Genomic DNA, 18,231 nt, shown 5'->3' on the forward strand with positions numbered 1-18,231 from the left:
CCAGTACGATCTATGTCCTCATTAGATACTTCTTCCATTTTTCGACCCATTCAAATCGGATCTGAAAGCTTACCGAACCGTATCATTATGGGGTCCATGCACCTCGGATTGGAAGGGTTGCCTGCCACCGCGGACAGGATGACCGCATTTTACGGAAAGCGCTTTGAAGGCGGAGTCGGACTCATCACCACCGGCGGAATCGCCGTAAACCAAGAAGGCAAAGGATCGAATATCTTTTTCGATTTCCAAAAAGAAGAGGACTGCAAAGAACTCGAACTAGTGGCAAGCGCCCTGAAACCCATGGGAATTTTTTGCGCACAACTCTTCCATGCCGGAAGATACGCTTACCTTCGCGAATTGGTGGCGCCTTCCGCCATCCGGGCTCCGATCAACCGATTCGTTCCCAAAGAGCTCACTACGGAAGATGCGTGGAGAACGATCCGTGATTTCGGGAGTTCCGCTTTGAGAGCGAAACAGATCGGCTTCCGAGCGGTGGAAATCATGTCTTCCGAAGGTTATCTGGTAAACCAATTCTTTTCCGAAGTGACGAACAAGAGAACGGACGAATTCGGCGGATCTCCCGAAAATAGACGCCGGTTCGCCGTCGAAATCATGAAGGAAGTGCGGAAACAGGTAGGACCTGGATTTCCGGTAATCGTAAGGATGTCCGGAATCGACCTGATTCCCGGAAATCCCACGTTTGAAGAAGTGGCCGCACTCGGAAACGAACTGAAAGCCGCAGGAGCGGACGCACTCAACATAGGGATCGGCTGGCACGAATCCAGGATACCTACGATTTCCCAGCTCGTTCCCCGCGGAGCTTGGGCGAAAATTTCTCATAAGGTCAAACAAGCCGTCCCTGGCATTCCCATTATCGCATCCAACCGGATCAATATGCCAGAAACCATCGTTCAGGTATTGTCCTCCGGAGAAGCCGACGTAGTAAGTATGGCTCGTCCCTTCCTAGCGGATCCCGAGATCGTGAACAAAATCCGCGCCAACGAAACGGAAAGAGTAAACACTTGCGTCGCCTGCAACCAAGCATGTTTGGATCATACATTTAAGGAAGAGATGGTATCCTGCCTAGTAAATCCCGGAGCCAATCGCGAATTGGATTGGAGCCGACTTCCCCAAGCCCGGAAACAGAAGGTCGTCGTCGTAGGTTCCGGTCCGGGAGGAATGGAATCCGCCAGAGTCGCCGCACTTAGAGGACATTCCGTGATTCTCTTGGAAGCTTCGGAAAAACTCGGGGGACAGTTGAACTTGGCGGCCTCTATCCCCGGAAAATTCGAATTCTTCGAAACCGTCCGCTACTTTCGTAGTGAACTCCCTAAATTAGGAGTAGACATCCGCCTGAATACTCGTGCAAACCTCGCCCTTTTGGAGGAACTGAAACCGGACGCGGTGATATTTGCCACCGGTGTACTTCCTAGGGAATTGAAACTTCCAGGCCTAGATAAGAAACCGCATGCTAGCTATGTGGAATTCCTGAACGGAAGTTTCCGTCCGGGAAAATCCGTAGCGATCATCGGAGGCGGGGGCATCGGAGTCGACGTGGCACATCGTTTGACGGAGGAGAAAGATCCGGACATCCCCACCTACTTCCGGAGATACAACGTTGGATCCTACACGGAAGCGCATATCATTCCTGAAAAATCGGGACGGAAAGTTTCTATTCTCAGAAGGAACGGAAAAGTCGGAGCAGGCCTAGGCCAAACCACTTCTTGGGCCTTGTTGCAGGAACTGCAGTCCAAAGGAGTGGAGTTCCATACCTCTCTCGTCTACAAGGAAGTGACGGACCAAGGATTAGTCGTCGAGACCAAAAAAGACGGAGTCAAAACGTTAGAATGTGATACAATCATTCTTTGCGCGGGGCAAGTCAGCGATGTCTCCCTGTATGAGTCGTTCCGAAAAGAGAGACCGAATGTTCCGAGCTATTTGATCGGAGGAGCCAAGGACGCTTCCGGAATAGACGCCAAGAGAGCCATGTTAGAAGGATATCTTGCCGCGGCGAAAATCGGCACCGAACAGAACTAAGGCGAAGAGATTAGTAAAAACATTCGATTTTGGTATGATACGGAAGAAAGCTTTAGACGACGAAAGCCCAACGGAGTTTACAAGAAAATCGTAAATTGTTTCGGAATTCGATTTTCATTTTATGACTCACTCTCGGCAAACTTTTAGTCTTTACCGTTGACTTTTTACGCGGATAGTCCTAAATAGGAACCGGCTTTTGTCGCATTCTCGCGCGAGTTTCCCTCCTTCCGAAGAGGAAGAAAAAAATTAGGTCGGTAAAATGAAGGTTTATTCGGCAGAAAGAGTTCCTAATTCCGTAGACTACAACCTGTACGTCACGGAAGGCAATTCCAAAGTAAGATTACTTCTGCAGGAACCAAAGCTACCCGCCCTGCGGGAATTACCCGCACAAGACCGGGTACTGCGCTGTCTTTCCTTTACCATACTTTTGAATTACACGGATGATGCCGCTTTCGCCAGCAGCAACTCCGGTCGCTTCCTGAATTATTTGGAAGACATCATCCATCGTGATTCTTGGTTTTTTTTGGCGAACCGAGTGGAGCAATTCATCAAGGAATTTGAAAACTTCGGTGTGGAAATTTCCTACGACTTTTGACCGCCGGTAAAAAATCTGATTGTCCCGACACCGTCTAGGAATAAACTACCGTTTAGACGGTAGTGGAAACTTTCCTTCCTATCCCGAATCCCGGGGAACCCCCCTAAACTGGAGCTTCCAATCTCATGAATCCAAGAGTCGTTACGTTTCACTATACATTAAAAGACAAGCAAGGCAATCTAATCGATTCTTCGGAAGGAAGTCATCCCCTTTCCTATTTGGAAGGCGTAGGCCAAATCATCGCGGGTCTGGAGGAAGAAATCAAACATCTCAAGGCCGGAGATAAGAAGGTCATTTCTGTGGATGCGGACAAAGGCTACGGAAAGAAGAATGCGGAATTGATCTTCGACGTCCCCAAAAGCCAATTCCCGCAGGACGAAGAGCTTACCGTCGGAATGATGTTCCAGACGGATGAACCCGATACGGTGTATACGATCACCGAAATCAAAGGGGAAAGCATTATCGTGGATGGAAACCATCCTCTGGCTGGAGTGGATCTTGTCTTTGACGTGCAGATCATAAATACCAGAGAGGCAACGGACGAAGAGGTGACACACGGGCACGTTCATGGCGAGGGGGGACACCACCACCATTAATTCGTCCATGACCGCCCCGGAAGAACTGAACGAAAAACAGAAAGAAGCCATAGAAGCCACCGAAGGTCCGGTGCTTCTCGTTGCAGGCGCAGGAACGGGAAAGACCAAAACTCTAGTCCATCGTTTGGCCAAGCTGGTTTCCCTTGGAGTCCCGGCGGAAAACATCCTTTTATTGACTTTTACGAGGAAAGCGGCACGTGAAATGTCCACAAGGGCCGTAGCTCTGCTGGACAGCCGATGCTCCAAAGTCCACGCCGGAACCTTCCATTCCTTCTCGGCTCATGTCCTTCGAAAGTACGCTCCCGTTCTCGGGTTTTCCCCGCAATTTTCCATACTGGACGAGACGGATGCTTCGGACGTATTCCAGTTCGTCCGCTCGGAGGGAGAATACGCGAACCAAAAAAACCGATTTCCCGCCAACGAAACTCTTGCAACCGTTTATTCCTCTTTTATCAACACGGGACGAGAACTCAAAGACATTCTAAAATCGGAATATCCCAAATTCCTAGACCAAGAACCTTCCATTCAGAAGATATTCCAGGACTACGCATCTTATAAGAAGGAAAGGTCCTTGCTCGATTACGACGACCTCTTGCTTTTCGTAAGGGAATTATTGTCGGAGCACGATACCGTTCGCAAAAAGCTGTCCGAACAGTACAAATACGTGATGGTAGACGAATACCAGGACGCCAATAAATTACAGGCGCACATTGCCTGTCTGCTCGCTTCCGAGCACGAAAACATATTCGTGGTAGGTGATGATGCGCAAAGTATCTATTCGTTTCGTGGAGCGAACGTCAAAGGGATCTTCGATTTTCCGAAGATTTTTCCGAACGCTAAGACGATTTATCTGGAAAGAAATTATAGAAGCACCCCTTCCGTTTTAAATTTAGCGAACGGAGTGCTGCTCAATTTCTCCGAGAAATACGAAAAATACCTTTATACCAAAAACGAGGACCATCAAAAACCCATGCTATTGGGTTTCTCCGACGAGCTGGAAGAGGCCGAAGGAATCGCGGACCGGATTCTGGAAAGAAGAGAGGAAGGAATCCTGTTCTCCGAGATGGCGGTACTTTTCCGCTCCGGTTGGAATTCCAACCAACTCGAATTGGTTCTGAATTCCAGAAACATTCCCTACCAAAAATTCGGAGGAAAAAAATTCGTAGAGAGCGCGCATGCAAAGGATTTCCTTGCACTCCTTAGGATCAGGGAAAACCCGATGGACTCTGTGTCTTGGCTGCGGGTTCTGTTGCTTTTATCCGGTATCGGACCTGCAAAGGCCAAAGTCCTATTAAGCGAATTGAAAATCCTTTCCGGAAATCTCGCCGCCGTATTGGAGCGCCAAAAATCTACGACTACAGCCCTGGAAAAACTCTCTAGCTTGCTTTCCTCGGAAGGGAACCTGATCTCCACGTTGGAAAGATTCTTAGAATTTTATAAACCTCTTTTGGAAAAGAAATACGACGATCCGAAACGAAGATTCGAGGATCTGAATTCGTTTCTCACTCTGTCCCAGAGATACGAAACCCTTCACGAATTTCTAGTGGAAATGAGCCTGGACGGCCCGACGCGTAGTCTGGAAAAACTGACTCCGGAAGACGAAGAAGAAGGAATACTAGTGCTTTCCACGATCCATTCCGCGAAAGGGCTGGAATTCGATACGGTATTTTTACTGAACGTAACGGAAGGCTCTTTTCCCTCCGGAAAAGGGGAAAAAAATATAGAGGAAGAAAGAAGATTGTTCTATGTGGGAATTACCCGTGCGAGAAAAAATCTTCTTCTCACCTACCCTCAAACCTCCCTCTCTCGAGGAGGAAATACGTTCAACCGCGTTTCCCGTTTTATCGAAGAGCTGAAAGAACCGGACAAAGTACTCGACAAACGTTTTTACGACGGAAAAAAAACCTCCGGTGGTCCTCCTGGACTTCAAAATCTTTCCGGGACTGGATCGCCGGAAAGCGAGACCGTTAAAAGAATCAGGGATTTTTTCGGATCTTAAAGAATGAACGGTGCCGTGGATTGGAATACTCTACTTTACGAAACCTGGATTTCCCTATCGAAATTTTCCGGAAGGTCCGCTCCCCAAATCAAAAAAGTGGAGCTGAAATTTTATCCCTACCGAAACGGAGGCAGTTCTCTCCTTTGGAAAAAAGGTACCCTATTTGGAAAGATCCACGAATCCTTCCTGGCGGCCGACCAAGCCACAGCGGAAAGTTTAGCCAAACTTCTGATTTCCAGGATTCTAGGTCGGGCGGAGAATTCCGATTGGAAAGAATCCGTGCAGAACTATCTGAACGGACAATCCTACAAGCCGCGTCGGACCAAAATCTATTCTCCCCGGGGAAAACACTACGATCTAGAAAGAATTTTCTCGCGAATCCGTTCCTTATATTTCGAACAGGACGATCTAGAAGGAATGCGGATCGAGTGGTCTCCACGTATGGGAAAAAGAAGACTCGGCACCTACGATAGGGAAACGAAAACGGTGCGGATCAGCCCCGTGTTAGATCGCCCGGAAGTTCCGGAATTCGTGATCGATCATATCGTTCATCATGAAATCCTACATCACCTTTACCCTGTGCTAAGATGGAAGAGCAGAAATATAATACACGGCCCCGAATTCAAAAAAAAGGAAAGGGAATTCGAATATTTCCGGGAAGCAAACCGCTGGTTGAAAACGGTATATCCTAAAATGGCAGTGCTTCCGTTCTTTCTCAAATCCCGTAGAAATTGATTTCGATTCTCCGAATCGTACTTAAAAGAGAAATAGCTACATCCCGAAAATTCAGTCGGACACGAAGTTCTCACCGATTTATTTATCCTTCATTCCCTTTTTGTTTTTTTACTTTTCATCTTACTCCCAAACCGGCAATATGAAGGGAAGTGATAAAAATGAAACGGCTTCTTTTCCTCCCGGCTCTCTTATTGACAGCTTTTCCTCTTTTCAGCCAATCGTATTCTTCCAATTCCCCTTACTCCTTCGATCCGTTCGCCTTCACCGGAGGGAATTCGCTGACTCCGGATTACCGAAATTATTCCCCTTCGTTCCGTAATGAAGAATCTTCGATTCGCTTGGAGACTCCTTCCGATTCCTCCTCCAAGAAAAAAGACCGAGAACGTCTCGAGTTCCGCCGGAGTCTACTGAATTGGCACCAGACTTTGGGATTTTTAACCTGGGCTTCTTGGCTCGCAACGAATTTGGCGGGAGAACGATCTCTCTCTCATCTGCATCGAGAATACCAGCCCTTAGCGGATTTCGTGCTTCTCTCCAATCCTCAACAAAATTTTTTGGCATACAATCTGATCCTGCACGCATCTCCTTGGGATGGAGATCCTGGCGGAAGCACCCACAAAGCACTGGCGGGAACTACCTTCACACTATACGCCCTCACGGCAGGCTTTGCATTTCTGGCACCGAGCAATACTTTAGTACGCGAACCGGGTCTCACCACAATCTTCACTCATAAGGCAATGATTTGGATCCATTTGCCCGCAATGTTGGCCTTGCCGTTTCTCGGACAGGAAATTCCGAAACAAGGACCTGGCGCTGCTCATAGGATGGAAGCGGTGGGCTGGACAGGATTTGCAGCATTAACGATATCGATTGCTACTTTTTACTTTTAAGGAAAACTCATGAAACGAACCCTATCTTTTTCGATTCTTATCAGCTTCGTATTTTTGTTCTCCGCAGCTTTAAGAGCCGAGGATCTGAAGATCTCAGAAAGGAACCTGAAATTCACGGTGGTCCATCCCTTCAAAACGGTGAACGGAATCTGCAAAACCGTAAACGTGACTCCGGCAACCTATTTCACCGGGGGAATCGGTGTGCAGATTCCGAAGTCGGTGAAGATCGAGGCTCCCTTAAAGGATTTTCAATCCGGAGATCCGAACCGAGATTCGCATATTCTGGAAAGTTTAGGTTACCCGGAGCAAGAGAATGTAAGCTTTACCTCCACTTCCATCGATCCGATCGAAGGAGGTTGGAACGTCACTGGGAACCTGACCATAAACGGAGTCACAAAACAGATCAAAACGAAAGTTTCCGTGCTGAATAAGGGGGATGGTCAGATAGAAGTTTCCGGAAAATTCCAGATCAAGATGAAGGAATTCAACGTGGATCCGCCGGGTGTTCTGTTCGTCAAAGCAAAGGAAGAAGTGGAGATCGAATTCTCCTTTTTATTGAAACCCTAAGACCGATTGCGTTACGAGCAGCTAACGAAAACCCGGCGGTGCTCGCTTATCGAATCCTTTCACGAAGAGGATGAATATTCCATTCCGCCGGGTTTTTGTAAATTTGCCCCGAAGTAACTAAATAATCCGCGATCAAGAATGCATTCTCCATTTCCCGTTGGTTGTGTTTTCTCCAGATTTCATCCGATTTTTCGGATAAAGCCGCTTTATAGTCCCGCTCGCTCCCGAATGCAATCGTCAATTCCTCTCGGATCGAATTTTTAGAAACGTAAAAGCGCAGAATGGTGGCCACTTTCATTTCAAGATTCCATCTTTTGATCAGTACGACGGACTCGGGAGATACCCATTCTATAAATCCTTTTTTTCGATCGATACTGACTTTATACTGATGTTGGATCCATTGCCCGCCGGATTCTTCCGTATTCGTAATCATCGATCCGTTAACGATTTTGTTATCCGCAACGGAAAAACTGAGGTGTTCTTTTCGGGCAAAATCTTGGTAAAGACCGGCAAGGTTTTCGTGAAAACGATAGAAGATCTCCGTGGGTCGATTCTTCTTCTCTTCGAAACTGAACGTATACTTATATTTCAGATCGTTCAGATCGGAGGGAGGCTTGCCGTCCACAAAGAGAGAAGCGCAACTGCAAAAAAGGAAAGGAATGAACGCAAAAATACGAAAGTGAATATCGATTCTTTTCATCCCCGAACAGTCTGAAAAAGGGAATTTATTTTGCAACGACGAATCGAATCTACGAACGAGCGAATTCAGGACCGCGTACATGACAACGTATATCGGGGCCTATTGCTGGTTCAACAATTTACGGATCCCAGCTTCTATCCCGTCTATACTTAGAAAAAACATGGGAAATACTTTCCTGATTTCATAGACGGTAGGCGCGTCCCAATACCTCTTCGGTTCGGGATTCACCCAGATACTGTCCCGAAAATGATTTTTGATCCTTTGAAAACTGTCCAGACCCGATTTCGGATCCTCCGGTAATCTGTGGTCGTTTCGAAACCTGGAGTGATAAAAGCCGTAAGCCGGATCCAATAATTCGTACGGCGCCATACTAGCGTCGCCCACAAGAATCACCTTCGTGTCCTCCTTATGCTTCTTGAATACGGATTTCAGGGAAATCGGAAATCTCAAATCTCCTTTCGGATAAACACAATCGTAAATCGAATTATGGAAATAATAATAGTTGAACTCCTTGAAATGATTCATCTGATGACCGGCGGAGAATAGTTTGCTCACACGGTCCGCGTAAGGAGTCATACTCCCGCCGGTGTCCATAAGAAGCAGAACCTTGATCCCGTTTTTCCGCATCCGATCGAAGACCAATTCCATGTCCCCGGCATTCCTGCAAGTAGCGTCCACTGTCTTGGGAAGGTGAAATTGCGGAACCCCGTCTTTTCGTAGATTGCGGAGCCTCTTCAACGCCACCTTGAGCTGTCTCACATCCAATTGTTCGTCCGTTCGGTAGTCCTTGTATCTGCGTTCCATCGCCTGGAATACCGCAGAACGTACTCCGCCTTGGCCGCCGATCCTCACTCCTTGAGGATTTACGCCTCCGTGACCGAACGGGGAAGAACCTCCGGTGCCGATCCATCGGTTCCCACCGTGATGTTCCCCTTTTTGGTTCTTCAATCGGTCCAGAAATTCCTCCCAAAGTTTTTCGGGGGGAACCAGACTCGGAGGAAGCTTGTTCGGGTTCTCGAATATTTTGGAAAGCCATTCCAGAATTTCCTGTCTCAAAGAATCTCGAAATACACCGCGATCTCCGAATAATTCCGAAAACACCTGATCGAAGGTATCATAATGCCGCAGGTCTTTGACCAAGCAAAGACGCGAAACCCTGTAAAATTCCTCCAAACTCAAATACGGCTTGGTACCCGTCAGCCCGTCTACTGCCTTTAGGAAATCCAAAAGCTCTATCGTAGAGACCGGAAGTCCGGCTACTTTCAGCTTATAAAAGAAAGGAAAAAACAAGCGGAACTCCTAACGGAAAAGACGTAAGTCCTCTTCGTTCTTTACCAAGGCTCCTAGATACGGAATCTTTTCCTCGGCGGAAAGGTCGGCTCCCATATGGACTAAAATCTGAATCCAATCCAAGAGTTCGCTGGTCCCCGGCTTTTTCTTCATATCGTCCATCCTTCGAATCACGTAAAAAGCCTCCAAGGCTCGCTTTATAAGTTCCGTATCTATTTTAGGAAAATGTGATTTAACAATATCGCTCATAAAGGAGGGTTCGGGAAAATCGATATAATGAAAAATACACCTTCTTAGGAACGCGGCCGGTAATTCCTTTTCGTTGTTCGAGGTGATGATTGTCAAGGGGCGTATCTTTGCTTTGACGACTCGGCCGGTTTCCTGGATCGAAAACTCCATCCTGTCCAATTCCAAAAGAAGGTCGTTCGGAAATTCGATGTCTGCCTTATCGATCTCGTCGATCAAGACCACGGAAGGAACCGGAGAATCGAAGGCCTGTCCGAGAGCGCCGAGCCGGATATAATTTTCGATTCTCTTTACCTTGTCGGTATCCTCGGCAAACCGGGAATCGTTCAAGCGGGAGACAGCATCGTAAAAATACAGACCTTCCTTCGCTTGGGAGGTGGACTTAACATGCCAAGTGAACAAAGGACGATTCGTCTTCTGCGCGAGGTATTCTGCCAAAAGGGATTTTCCCGTCCCAGGTTCCCCTTTCAGTAGGAGCGGACGGGAAGTGATTTCCGAAACTTTCACCGCCTCCTCAAGTGTCTCTGAGAGAAGGTAGGTTTCGGAGGAAGTTTGATCTTGAATCATGGAGATGTTTTCCTGTACCTACATTGGACGCCCGGCCGCTTTCTAAAAGAGAATTTCGTACGCGATTTATCTTACCTGAAAGGCAACCGTATCCAAAATGGCGCCGCCCGGAATGCGGACCGAGAGCAGGAATTTTCCGCGTTTCGGTTTCCAATCGTAAGAATTCCCTTCGAACGTACCTAAACTGGCTCCGTTCAAAATCCATTCCAGAGGCAAAGTTGTAGGTCCTGCTTCGAAACGGATCCGTTCGTTTTCTTCCGGAATTTCCGGATCCAAAGCGAACAGATTTCCGGATTCCGGATAGCGAATCCGTACACTGCCGCCTCCGCGGACGGAAGGGATCGGAAGCGAAGGTTTCGAGTTAGGAACTGTATTTTGGGCAAGAATAGAAGGTCTCCCTTCCTCCAAAATGGTAATGATCTCCTTCCAAAGCGGTGCGGCCCCGGTCACCCCGCTGACATCGTGCATAGGTTCTCCGCTCATATTTCCCATCCACACGCCTACCGTATAATCCCCGCTGGAACCGATGCACCAGTTGTCTCGCATGTCCTGAGAAGTTCCGGTTTTAACGAACGTAAAGAATCGGGTCGAAAGATGATTTTCCCAACCGAAAGTAGGAGCCCGATCTTCTCGCGAGGACAATACCTTCTTTACGGATAATACTGCGTCCTGCTGATAAATCCTACGAAAACGATCCGTTTCTCCTTCTTTCCAGAACTGACCGTTCAAAGCCGCCTCTTCAGGATCGAAGGTGGGCAGGCCGAACAAACCGTCGTTCGCCAGCGTTCTATACGCGTTCACGAGCTCCCAAAGAGTGACATCCGCCGTCCCGAGAGCTAAGGATAATCCGTAATGATCGGGGTTTTTGAGTTTATGAAAACCTAATTCGCTTAATCTGGATACGAATTCCGGCACACCCGTCCAATCCAGAACCTGGACGGCAGGAACGTTCAATGAAGAAGCCAATGCGATCCTTGCCGGAACAGGACCGTTATATCTGTCCTCGTAATTCCCCGGCTTATAGGATCCTCCGACCAATTCCCATTCCTTAGGTCGATCCATGAGCAAAGATTCCGGAGTCAGAATATTTTTTTCGAAAGCCAAGGCGTACAAAAAGGGTTTTAAGGTGGAGCCCGCTTGCCTTCTGGCTCGGATCGCATCTACGAAAAAACTCTCCCGAGAAGATTTGGAATTTCCTAGATAGACCAAAATTGCGCCGGTTCTGTTTTCTACGACGAGTATCCCCGCTTCTTTCACGTTTTTCCCGCTTACTTGGGAAAGAACACGATTCATAGCTTCTCCCGCCGAGATCTGCAGGTTCGCATCTAGAGTGGAACGGAAACTTTCAGAGGTTCCGACTCCCCCGTCTCCGACGGACCAGATCTTATGAGCGGCATGGTAGGCCAAGGACGGCCCCTGCTCTTTCCGATTCCTTTTTTGGGAAAGACTGGGAATGATCTCCCGGACGGGTTGACAAAGATCGTTTCTTCCGATTGCGGAAGAAAGCCAACAACCTCGCCGAACCCAACTCTTTTGAGAACTCCCCGGATTGGGGAGCAGCGCTACCAACGCGATCGCTTCTTCCGGACCGAGAGAGGACGGATCCGCACCGAAAAGTCCTCGGGATGCGGCTCGGATTCCTACGTATTCTCCCTGAAACGGAATCAGATTGATATAAGCCTCTAGGATTTCCTGTTTCGACCATGAGGACTCGATTTTCCAGGCGACCTTCATCTGTTCCCATTTTTCGGAGAAGGATCTTCTTCCCGGCTTCGAACCGATCAGAAGTCCTGCCAGCTGCATCGTTAACGTACTGGCTCCTCGTTTCGGACCGCCCAAAATCCTATCCTTGATAGCCCCCAAAACGGATTTCACATCCACTCCGCCGTGAAACGGAAATCTCCGATCCTCTTGGGCAATCAAAGCCAGGACCAACGTCTCCGGAATTTCCGAGGAGTCCGTCCAAGAAAGACGACGAAACTTATGGTCGAGCCGGATCTTCTGCAAAGGGATGCCCTTTTTATCCAATAAGATCCCTTCCGTAGAAAACGTCGCGGATTTGACTTCGGAGAAACTAGGAATTCTGCCAGACCGAATCTCTTCCGAAAAAAAATTCCCGGATTCCTCCGCTCCGATCCATGCGAAAGGAAAAAATAAAAGAAGAATCCAAGCAGTTCTCATGCGACTTCAAACGATATTAGGGAAGAGGCACGACCGAAACATTAGGATTCGGGACGGTGGAAAAAATTTCAGGTTGGTACATCGCTTCCACTCTGGTGGGAGGCAATCGGAACGTTCCGGGTGAATTGATTCGATACGAATATTCATAAACGCTTTCCCCCGGATAAAATATTTCGTAATAAGCGACCAAACCTTCGAATTTCCGTTCTACGAAAGAAGGACCATCCCAACGATTCGATTTCACCTCTTGGGACAACATTGCGGAATCCCTTCCGAGACCGGAACCCAAGATCGTAGATCCGGCAGGAATGGGATCGCGGATCGCCAACCATGAGATGGAGAATTCGGATTTTAATTTCAGGCGGACTCTCACCACATCCCCTTCCCGAAACGAATTCTTCGGCTTTCCGTTTTCGTCCAAGACCTCTTTTTCCACCCGTAAACCGCTATGAATGGGCGAAGTCAAAGGCAAGGCCGATGAGGTTTTCACATATGCGTAAGGACTTCCCCCTCCTTCTTGATCGATCTTCAATTCGGATCTGCCTTCCGGTAAGGAAAAGGAGATCGCTCCTTCCTTTTCCTTCCAATCCATGCTCTTTTCCGCCGATCCGAGAGTCGCCTTGACTTTTCCGGCGACGGAACCGGATTCGTACAGATTCCGATATTTTTTCAATAAAAGAACTCCAAGCGCGTTTGCGGGAGTAATATCAAAATGTCCTAATTTCATTTGATTTAATATTCCGCGCAATAGCTTCGGCATGTCCGCCTTCCATCCTTCTTCTTTCAGAACGGAAGAAAGTAGTCGGATTTGAACGCCATCTCGGGAGGATAAAAGCCACCAAAGTTGAGGATCGTCCGACGCCAATTCGTAGGAACTTCCTTGAACCCTTAACCGGGATCTCAAAACCTGATCCAACTTATTTCGTTTAGCGAAGTCCCAATTCACATTCCTATACAGGTTTCGCAAGGACACCAACGTTTCGGTGGGAAGCCGATTTGGATCCGTTTCCAAAGACCGGATCCTCGATGCTTCCGGAGCGGTAAACAAAGAGATGGACTCTAACGCGGCAATCTTACGCAAAAGAGTGTCGCTCGAAGAAATTTGAGAAGGACGGCTCAGAGTACCGTCTACGAACCGATGGAGAGCCCCTAGCATCGCTTGCCTTGAAGTTTCCGGAATTTCCCAGCCCGACTCCGAGGAAAGAATCAGAACATAGGAGGTCAGGGAAACGTTCCCCCAACCGGACGATCCCGGAAAAAATTTCAGAAGTCCGTCCGAATCCATGTATTTCGGCAGAAGGCGCATCGTTTCCTTCCAGGAATCGAATTCCCCCAGACTCACCGCTTTGGAAACTTTTTGTTCCAGACAAGTGTAAGGATATCTTTCCATATAGGCTTCAATCCCGGAGATAGGAGCCGCCGCCATACTAGACTGAAAAGAGAGTTCCACTTTGCTCCGATTCGGTTCCGCCTCTTTCGGCTCCTCCAAAGGAACGGTAACGGAAGGATTCAATTGGTAAAAATTCGCCTGCAAAACGGTCAAAGGAACGGCCGACTCCACTTTTTGTTTTACCTTTAGGGAATCGGAAAAGGAGGAAGATACCGTGGAAAATTCGTAGGAAATTTCCCGGACACCTTTCGGAATTTCCATGTCCCAAGATACGGTGTTGGAAGCGTTCGGTCCCAGAGAAACCGTCTTTGCAGGAAGGTCGGATTTCGGAATCGTATTGATGGAAACCTGGACTTGCACCGTTTTGGACGAGCTGTTTTTGAGGGAAAGCCCCGGCCGAGTCTTGTCTCCTTCTCGTACGAACGGTGATACTGCGGCATAAGACAGGACCTCTTGGGAGGTGCGCACCGAAGTCGAAGCGCTTCCGAATTTATCCGTACCGGAAGAAGCGACTGCCACGATTTTAAAAGCGGTAAGAGAATCGTTTAGCGGTACTTCGAACTCCAATTCTCCTTGAGAATTCGGCGTCGCATCCGCCTTCCAGAATACGAGAGTATCGAACAACTCGCGAGTAGAGGACTTTCCGCCCCCGCCGCCCACAGGAAGACTTTTGAGGCCGAAATGTCTCCTTCCTACCAGAAAGGTTTGAGCCGTAGAAGTGCGCACATCTATGCCTCTGGCAGACATCATGGTAGACAAAAGGTTCCAGGAAAGATTCGGTTTCAGCTCCAAAAGACTTTCATCCACTGCTGCCAAGGTAATCTTGGTATCCTTCCACTTTTCCCTGTCCTTTTCGGATAGAATCACCTTCACCTTCGCCTTTTCCCTCGGCCTATATTCTTCTCTTTCCGAAAGTACTTTCAATTCTAGCTCGAAAGGTTTCCATCCTACTTGGATTTCCGCCATTCCTAACCGATAAGACGGCTTTGCAAGATCCACCAAAGCGCTAGGTTTGGGAGAAGCCACCCTACCTCGGATCGCTAATACGGAAACGAATACGTTCGGTCCATAATTGCGTAAAACGGGAATTTCCACACTAGGATTGGTGCCGCTGAGAGTCTGCACGAAGGACGTGAGTATTCCTTCTCTCTCTACGGTTACGAGAGCGGTCGCGGTCTGGAAAGGCATCCGCACCTGGAACTTAGCCGTTTCCCCCGGCTCGTATTTCTTACGTTCCGGAATCAGGTCCATCCTGTCTCCGTCAGTGGATCCGAACCAAAGGTCCTTTTCTCCCACGACCCAAACCGAAGTGTGGGCATAGGAATCCTCTTCGTCTACCTTCGCTTCCAAATAAAGTTCGCCGACCCTCGTAACGGATCCTTGGCAATCCAAAAGGCCTTGGGCATTCGTGCTTCCGGAACAGACTTCTCCGATTTCCTTTCTTTCCAGGCGATGCTTATAGGAATAAAATCCCCCTACGAGACGTTTTCTGTGGGAGACGTATCTGGCGGAGATTCCCTTGACCACCACCTTCTTCCCAGACACCGGATTGCCTTGGGAATCCAAAACGTAAACCTTGGACTTCACCTGATTTTTTACGGCCACCCAATTTTCGGCGCGGATTGCGACTAAATACTTGGAAGGTAGAAGTTTGAAATTTCGTGCTACCGTCTGGATCTCTCCGTTCGGATCCTTCCATTCCAACTCCAAATCGAGAGAATGCACGCTATCTATGTTTTTTCCTACGGGAATTTTTTCGGAAAGAAATCCGTGATCATCCGTTTGGGATTGTACTGTGCGAACATCCTGTTTTTTTCCGGAGGTTGCGGTGTCTTCCGCTTCCTCGGAATATTCATAACGGCCCAAGGAGCTTTCCGATTTTCCGTTGCCGAATTCCAAATTCGGATAAGAAGGGAATTGCATCCCGCCCGCATGTCGTATGGAAGAGCGAAGAGAAACGGGAAGTCTAGAGGCCGTTCCTCCCGAGAGATACGTGACCTGTCCGCTAACGGAAAGTTCCTTAGGCCGAACGAATTGGGAAGAGTCCGCCTGCAGTTCTGCCTTTAAAAGCGGAAGACGAAATTGTGCCGAAGTAAAGGAACCGGAAAATACTCTGGATCCGTTCGGGAGCAGGAAATACACGGAATATTCTCCGAGTACCGCTTCCTTCGGAATGGTGAACTGACTTTCTGCCGAAAACGTTTTGGACCAATTCAAATTGATGGAATAACTTTGGTCCGTGGAATTATGGACCACAAGCGCGGATTTGGGAAGTTCCGAAGCCTCCGGATAACGGAATCCGGAGCCGCTCGCAACCCGAAGGATGTGGTTCATCCGAACCGTTTCTCCCTCCCGAAACAGAGTACGGTCCATGATGGTAGCGTACCGAAAAGAACCGTCGGAATAATTTTGGAGAAGTTTGAATCTCCAAGGCTCGATTCCGTCCTGCCAAGAAGAATGAAGAAGAGTAAAATCGTCGCCCTTCTTTGCCACGAGAAAATATCCGCTATTGAATCTGCTCTCATTCTGACAATATCCGGCATTCGCCGGAATTCGATCGGTGATCACCAAACCTTGGTTTCCCGTCTTTCCTGTCCAAACCTGATTTCCCCCGCAGTCATAGACGAAGATCTCCGCGTCCTGTACAGGTTGCCCCTTGTCCAGAGTAGTCAGCCAAAGCAGGGAATTTTCTTTTCCCCATTTAAAATGAAGAGAGAGATTAGTGACCAGAGCGGCGGTCCGAACGAACATAGGAGTTTGATCGGGAAGCAATGCCTTTCCTAAAATCGCACTTTCGATCTCCACTATGTGCAAACCGTTCCGTTTCAAAGGAATTCCCACGACTTCGAATCGTTTTTCGCCGGAAGCGCTCGGAATCCGAAATTTGTTGGTCGGAACAGATCCGTTGTCCGTTCGGAACACGGATTCGTCGGCGCCGGCGTTGGAAGTTCTCCTCAGCCAATATAATAAATCTCGAATTTGGTTCGCTCCGAGGACCAAAGATTTCGCCGGGACGGATTTACCGGAAGAGGAGCCTTGGTCCGTAGATTTTTTGCCGTCCGTCGAACTTCCTAGAAATTCCTTACCGGAATCCTTGAGAGAAGCCCATTGTTCCAGTATCAGTTCCCCGGCGCCGCTCGGTTCCAGAGGATTGAGATGTTTGCTCGGAACGGGGGCTTCTATATTTCGAACGGTAACGGGAAGCAAGGCCTCCGGAAATCTTTCTATGATTCCGAAATCTCCGGCGAATTTGGCGAGAGGAGGATAATCGTCGGTTTTAAAGGAAAGCGGAAAAGAAGCGGAGTTCCCGAGCGGACGACCGGCATCGTCCGTGATTCCTTTCGGCAAAACGAGTTGGAGTTCCGTGCTCGCGGGTAAGGGAGGCGCGAACTCCACATTGTAAATCTCCCGTTCCTCATCCGGTTGGGATTTTTTTGCGGGGATGGTTTTACCGTCGGAAGTTTTCAGAAAAATCTGATTCCTCCAGGCGGAACGAATCGCGGAGGAAAAGGTCGCGTAAATCGGGGAAACCGGAACGCAGCCGGATTTCGCATTCGTCCTCTCGCAGGTAAATCCCGCAGTAAAGGAAGGACGCACCTGGTAGTCGATCACCCAATCGCTGGAAGCCGCTACGCCGGACGCGGACCGAAATCCTTTTTCGATTACGATACGGACCGTCTTTCCCGAGGGAAACACCTGTCTCGCCGCCAGAACGATCGCATTCTTTGAGGATCCGTAAAATCCGCTGGCCTTGATGAGTTCCTCTCTCTCTTTTCCCTGGACGATCCGAATCGGAATGCGGTTCTCCAAGCCCTCTACGGAAAAATAGATTTTGGTGTTCAGATCTCCGAGCTTCGGTTCGGTATCGAACTCTAGGAGGAAGGCTTGGTCTTCGGCAATCGTTCCTCCTTGGTACGGTTGAGAAGATCGAACTCCGGGACCTCCGGTATGGAACGTGAATGTCTTTCCCGGTTCCAATTTGTTTCCGGCCAGCGATTGGATTGCTTGCGTGGTGAATTTACAAACGACTCCTCCCGGAAGAGGTTCCGGGAATTCGTAGGCCCAATCCGTTTCGGTGATCCAACGTTCCTCTCCGGAAATCGGACATTCTATTTTAAACGGAGAAACCTTTCGCTTCGGATCTCCCAAAGCGACGATCGGTTCCCGAAAGATCGCCAGAACTTGGCCGACCTTTTTGATCTCTCCTTGGGGGGAAAACGTAAATGCGATCCTACCCGATTGGGAGAAAACAGGACCGGAAAATAGAAGAAAGAAGCAAAGAAAATAGAAGAAAGAAACGAACCGAGCAGGAAATTGCACGCGAGGCCCCCATCGAATGGTGAGGACTTTCATCTCTCTTGCCCGAACTAGAGGCAACCAGTTTTCTTGGCTCTAAATTCCGGAATTTCCCACGACTAGGAATGTTTCGCTTCTTCCG

The 18,231-nt window shown here is 48.5% G+C and carries 12 protein-coding genes; 7 read left to right on the plus strand and 5 right to left on the minus strand.

The genetic code is table 11. From position 1 onward, the window contains the following. The first annotated feature begins 12 nt into the window (after window positions 1-12). The 7 genes from EHO60_RS00080 to EHO60_RS00110 all read left to right on the plus strand — a co-directional run bounded on the left by EHO60_RS00080 (window position 13) and on the right by EHO60_RS00110 (window position 7,419). A complete protein-coding gene (locus EHO60_RS00080; RefSeq protein WP_135766135.1) occupies window positions 13-2,037 on the plus strand; it encodes an oxidoreductase in 2,025 nt (674 codons plus the stop codon). 259 nt (window positions 2,038-2,296) lie between these two features. Further along, window positions 2,297-2,632: an LIC14007 family protein gene (locus EHO60_RS00085; RefSeq protein WP_135766136.1), complete on the plus strand. Its 336-nt coding sequence runs from the start codon at window positions 2,297-2,299 to the stop codon at window positions 2,630-2,632. A gap of 125 nt (window positions 2,633-2,757) precedes the next feature. Further along, complete coding sequence (locus EHO60_RS00090; RefSeq protein ID WP_135766137.1) at window positions 2,758-3,228, plus strand: FKBP-type peptidyl-prolyl cis-trans isomerase; 471 nt, start codon at window positions 2,758-2,760, stop codon at window positions 3,226-3,228. A gap of 7 nt (window positions 3,229-3,235) precedes the next feature. After that, window positions 3,236-5,227 carry an ATP-dependent helicase gene (locus EHO60_RS00095; RefSeq protein ID WP_135766138.1) on the plus strand — a complete coding sequence of 664 codons (1,992 nt, stop codon included), beginning with the start codon at window positions 3,236-3,238 and terminating at the stop codon, window positions 5,225-5,227. A gap of 3 nt (window positions 5,228-5,230) precedes the next feature. Then, window positions 5,231-5,962 carry a SprT-like domain-containing protein gene (locus EHO60_RS00100; protein WP_135766139.1) on the plus strand — a complete coding sequence of 244 codons (732 nt, stop codon included), beginning with the start codon at window positions 5,231-5,233 and terminating at the stop codon, window positions 5,960-5,962. A gap of 158 nt (window positions 5,963-6,120) precedes the next feature. After that, window positions 6,121-6,852 (plus strand): hypothetical protein, encoded by a 732-nt coding sequence (locus tag EHO60_RS00105; RefSeq protein ID WP_135766140.1) that lies wholly within the window; start codon window positions 6,121-6,123, stop codon window positions 6,850-6,852. A gap of 9 nt (window positions 6,853-6,861) precedes the next feature. Next, entirely contained in the window at window positions 6,862-7,419 is a 558-nt protein-coding gene (locus EHO60_RS00110) for a YceI family protein (protein WP_135766141.1), read from the plus strand. A 46-nt stretch (window positions 7,420-7,465) separates the two neighbouring features. Here the strand turns inward: EHO60_RS00110 and EHO60_RS00115 are convergent, their stop codons facing one another. The 5 genes from EHO60_RS00115 to EHO60_RS00135 form a co-directional block, all read right to left on the minus strand. Beyond that, window positions 7,466-8,119, minus strand: a complete 654-nt coding sequence (locus tag EHO60_RS00115) for a hypothetical protein (RefSeq protein ID WP_135766142.1) — start codon at window positions 8,117-8,119, stop codon at window positions 7,466-7,468. Window positions 8,120-8,218: 99 nt separating this feature from the next. Further along, window positions 8,219-9,409, minus strand: coding sequence for a VWA containing CoxE family protein (locus EHO60_RS00120; RefSeq protein WP_135766143.1), 1,191 nt, complete (start codon window positions 9,407-9,409; stop codon window positions 8,219-8,221). 9 nt (window positions 9,410-9,418) lie between these two features. Continuing rightward, entirely contained in the window at window positions 9,419-10,222 is an 804-nt protein-coding gene (locus tag EHO60_RS00125; protein WP_135766144.1) for an AAA family ATPase, read from the minus strand. Window positions 10,223-10,288: 66 nt separating this feature from the next. Then, complete coding sequence (gene pbpC / locus EHO60_RS00130) at window positions 10,289-12,403, minus strand: penicillin-binding protein 1C (RefSeq protein ID WP_135766145.1); 2,115 nt, start codon at window positions 12,401-12,403, stop codon at window positions 10,289-10,291. 16 nt (window positions 12,404-12,419) lie between these two features. Further along, on the minus strand, window positions 12,420-18,146 hold the full coding sequence (locus tag EHO60_RS00135; RefSeq protein ID WP_135766146.1) for an Ig-like domain-containing alpha-2-macroglobulin family protein: 5,727 nt from the start codon (window positions 18,144-18,146) through the stop codon (window positions 12,420-12,422). Between the last annotated feature and the right edge of the window lie 85 nt (window positions 18,147-18,231).

The sequence above is a fragment of the Leptospira fletcheri genome (genome assembly GCF_004769195.1).
Lineage (GTDB): Bacteria > Spirochaetota > Leptospiria > Leptospirales > Leptospiraceae > Leptospira_B > Leptospira_B fletcheri.

What these genes read in the sequence shown, in the direction of transcription:
- EHO60_RS00080 (WP_135766135.1), top strand. Translation starts at nt 13, where the DNA reads ATGTCCTCATTAGATACTTCTTCCATTTTTCGACCCATTCAAATCGGA.
- EHO60_RS00085 (WP_135766136.1), top strand. Translation starts at nt 2,297, where the DNA reads ATGAAGGTTTATTCGGCAGAAAGAGTTCCTAATTCCGTAGACTACAAC.
- EHO60_RS00090 (WP_135766137.1), top strand. Translation starts at nt 2,758, where the DNA reads ATGAATCCAAGAGTCGTTACGTTTCACTATACATTAAAAGACAAGCAA.
- EHO60_RS00095 (WP_135766138.1), top strand. Translation starts at nt 3,236, where the DNA reads ATGACCGCCCCGGAAGAACTGAACGAAAAACAGAAAGAAGCCATAGAA.
- EHO60_RS00100 (WP_135766139.1), top strand. Translation starts at nt 5,231, where the DNA reads ATGAACGGTGCCGTGGATTGGAATACTCTACTTTACGAAACCTGGATT.
- EHO60_RS00105 (WP_135766140.1), top strand. Translation starts at nt 6,121, where the DNA reads ATGAAACGGCTTCTTTTCCTCCCGGCTCTCTTATTGACAGCTTTTCCT.
- EHO60_RS00110 (WP_135766141.1), top strand. Translation starts at nt 6,862, where the DNA reads ATGAAACGAACCCTATCTTTTTCGATTCTTATCAGCTTCGTATTTTTG.
- EHO60_RS00115 (WP_135766142.1), bottom strand. Translation starts at nt 8,119, where the DNA reads ATGAAAAGAATCGATATTCACTTTCGTATTTTTGCGTTCATTCCTTTC.
- EHO60_RS00125 (WP_135766144.1), bottom strand. Translation starts at nt 10,222, where the DNA reads ATGATTCAAGATCAAACTTCCTCCGAAACCTACCTTCTCTCAGAGACA.
- pbpC (WP_135766145.1), bottom strand. Translation starts at nt 12,403, where the DNA reads ATGAGAACTGCTTGGATTCTTCTTTTATTTTTTCCTTTCGCATGGATC.
- EHO60_RS00135 (WP_135766146.1), bottom strand. Translation starts at nt 18,146, where the DNA reads ATGAAAGTCCTCACCATTCGATGGGGGCCTCGCGTGCAATTTCCTGCT.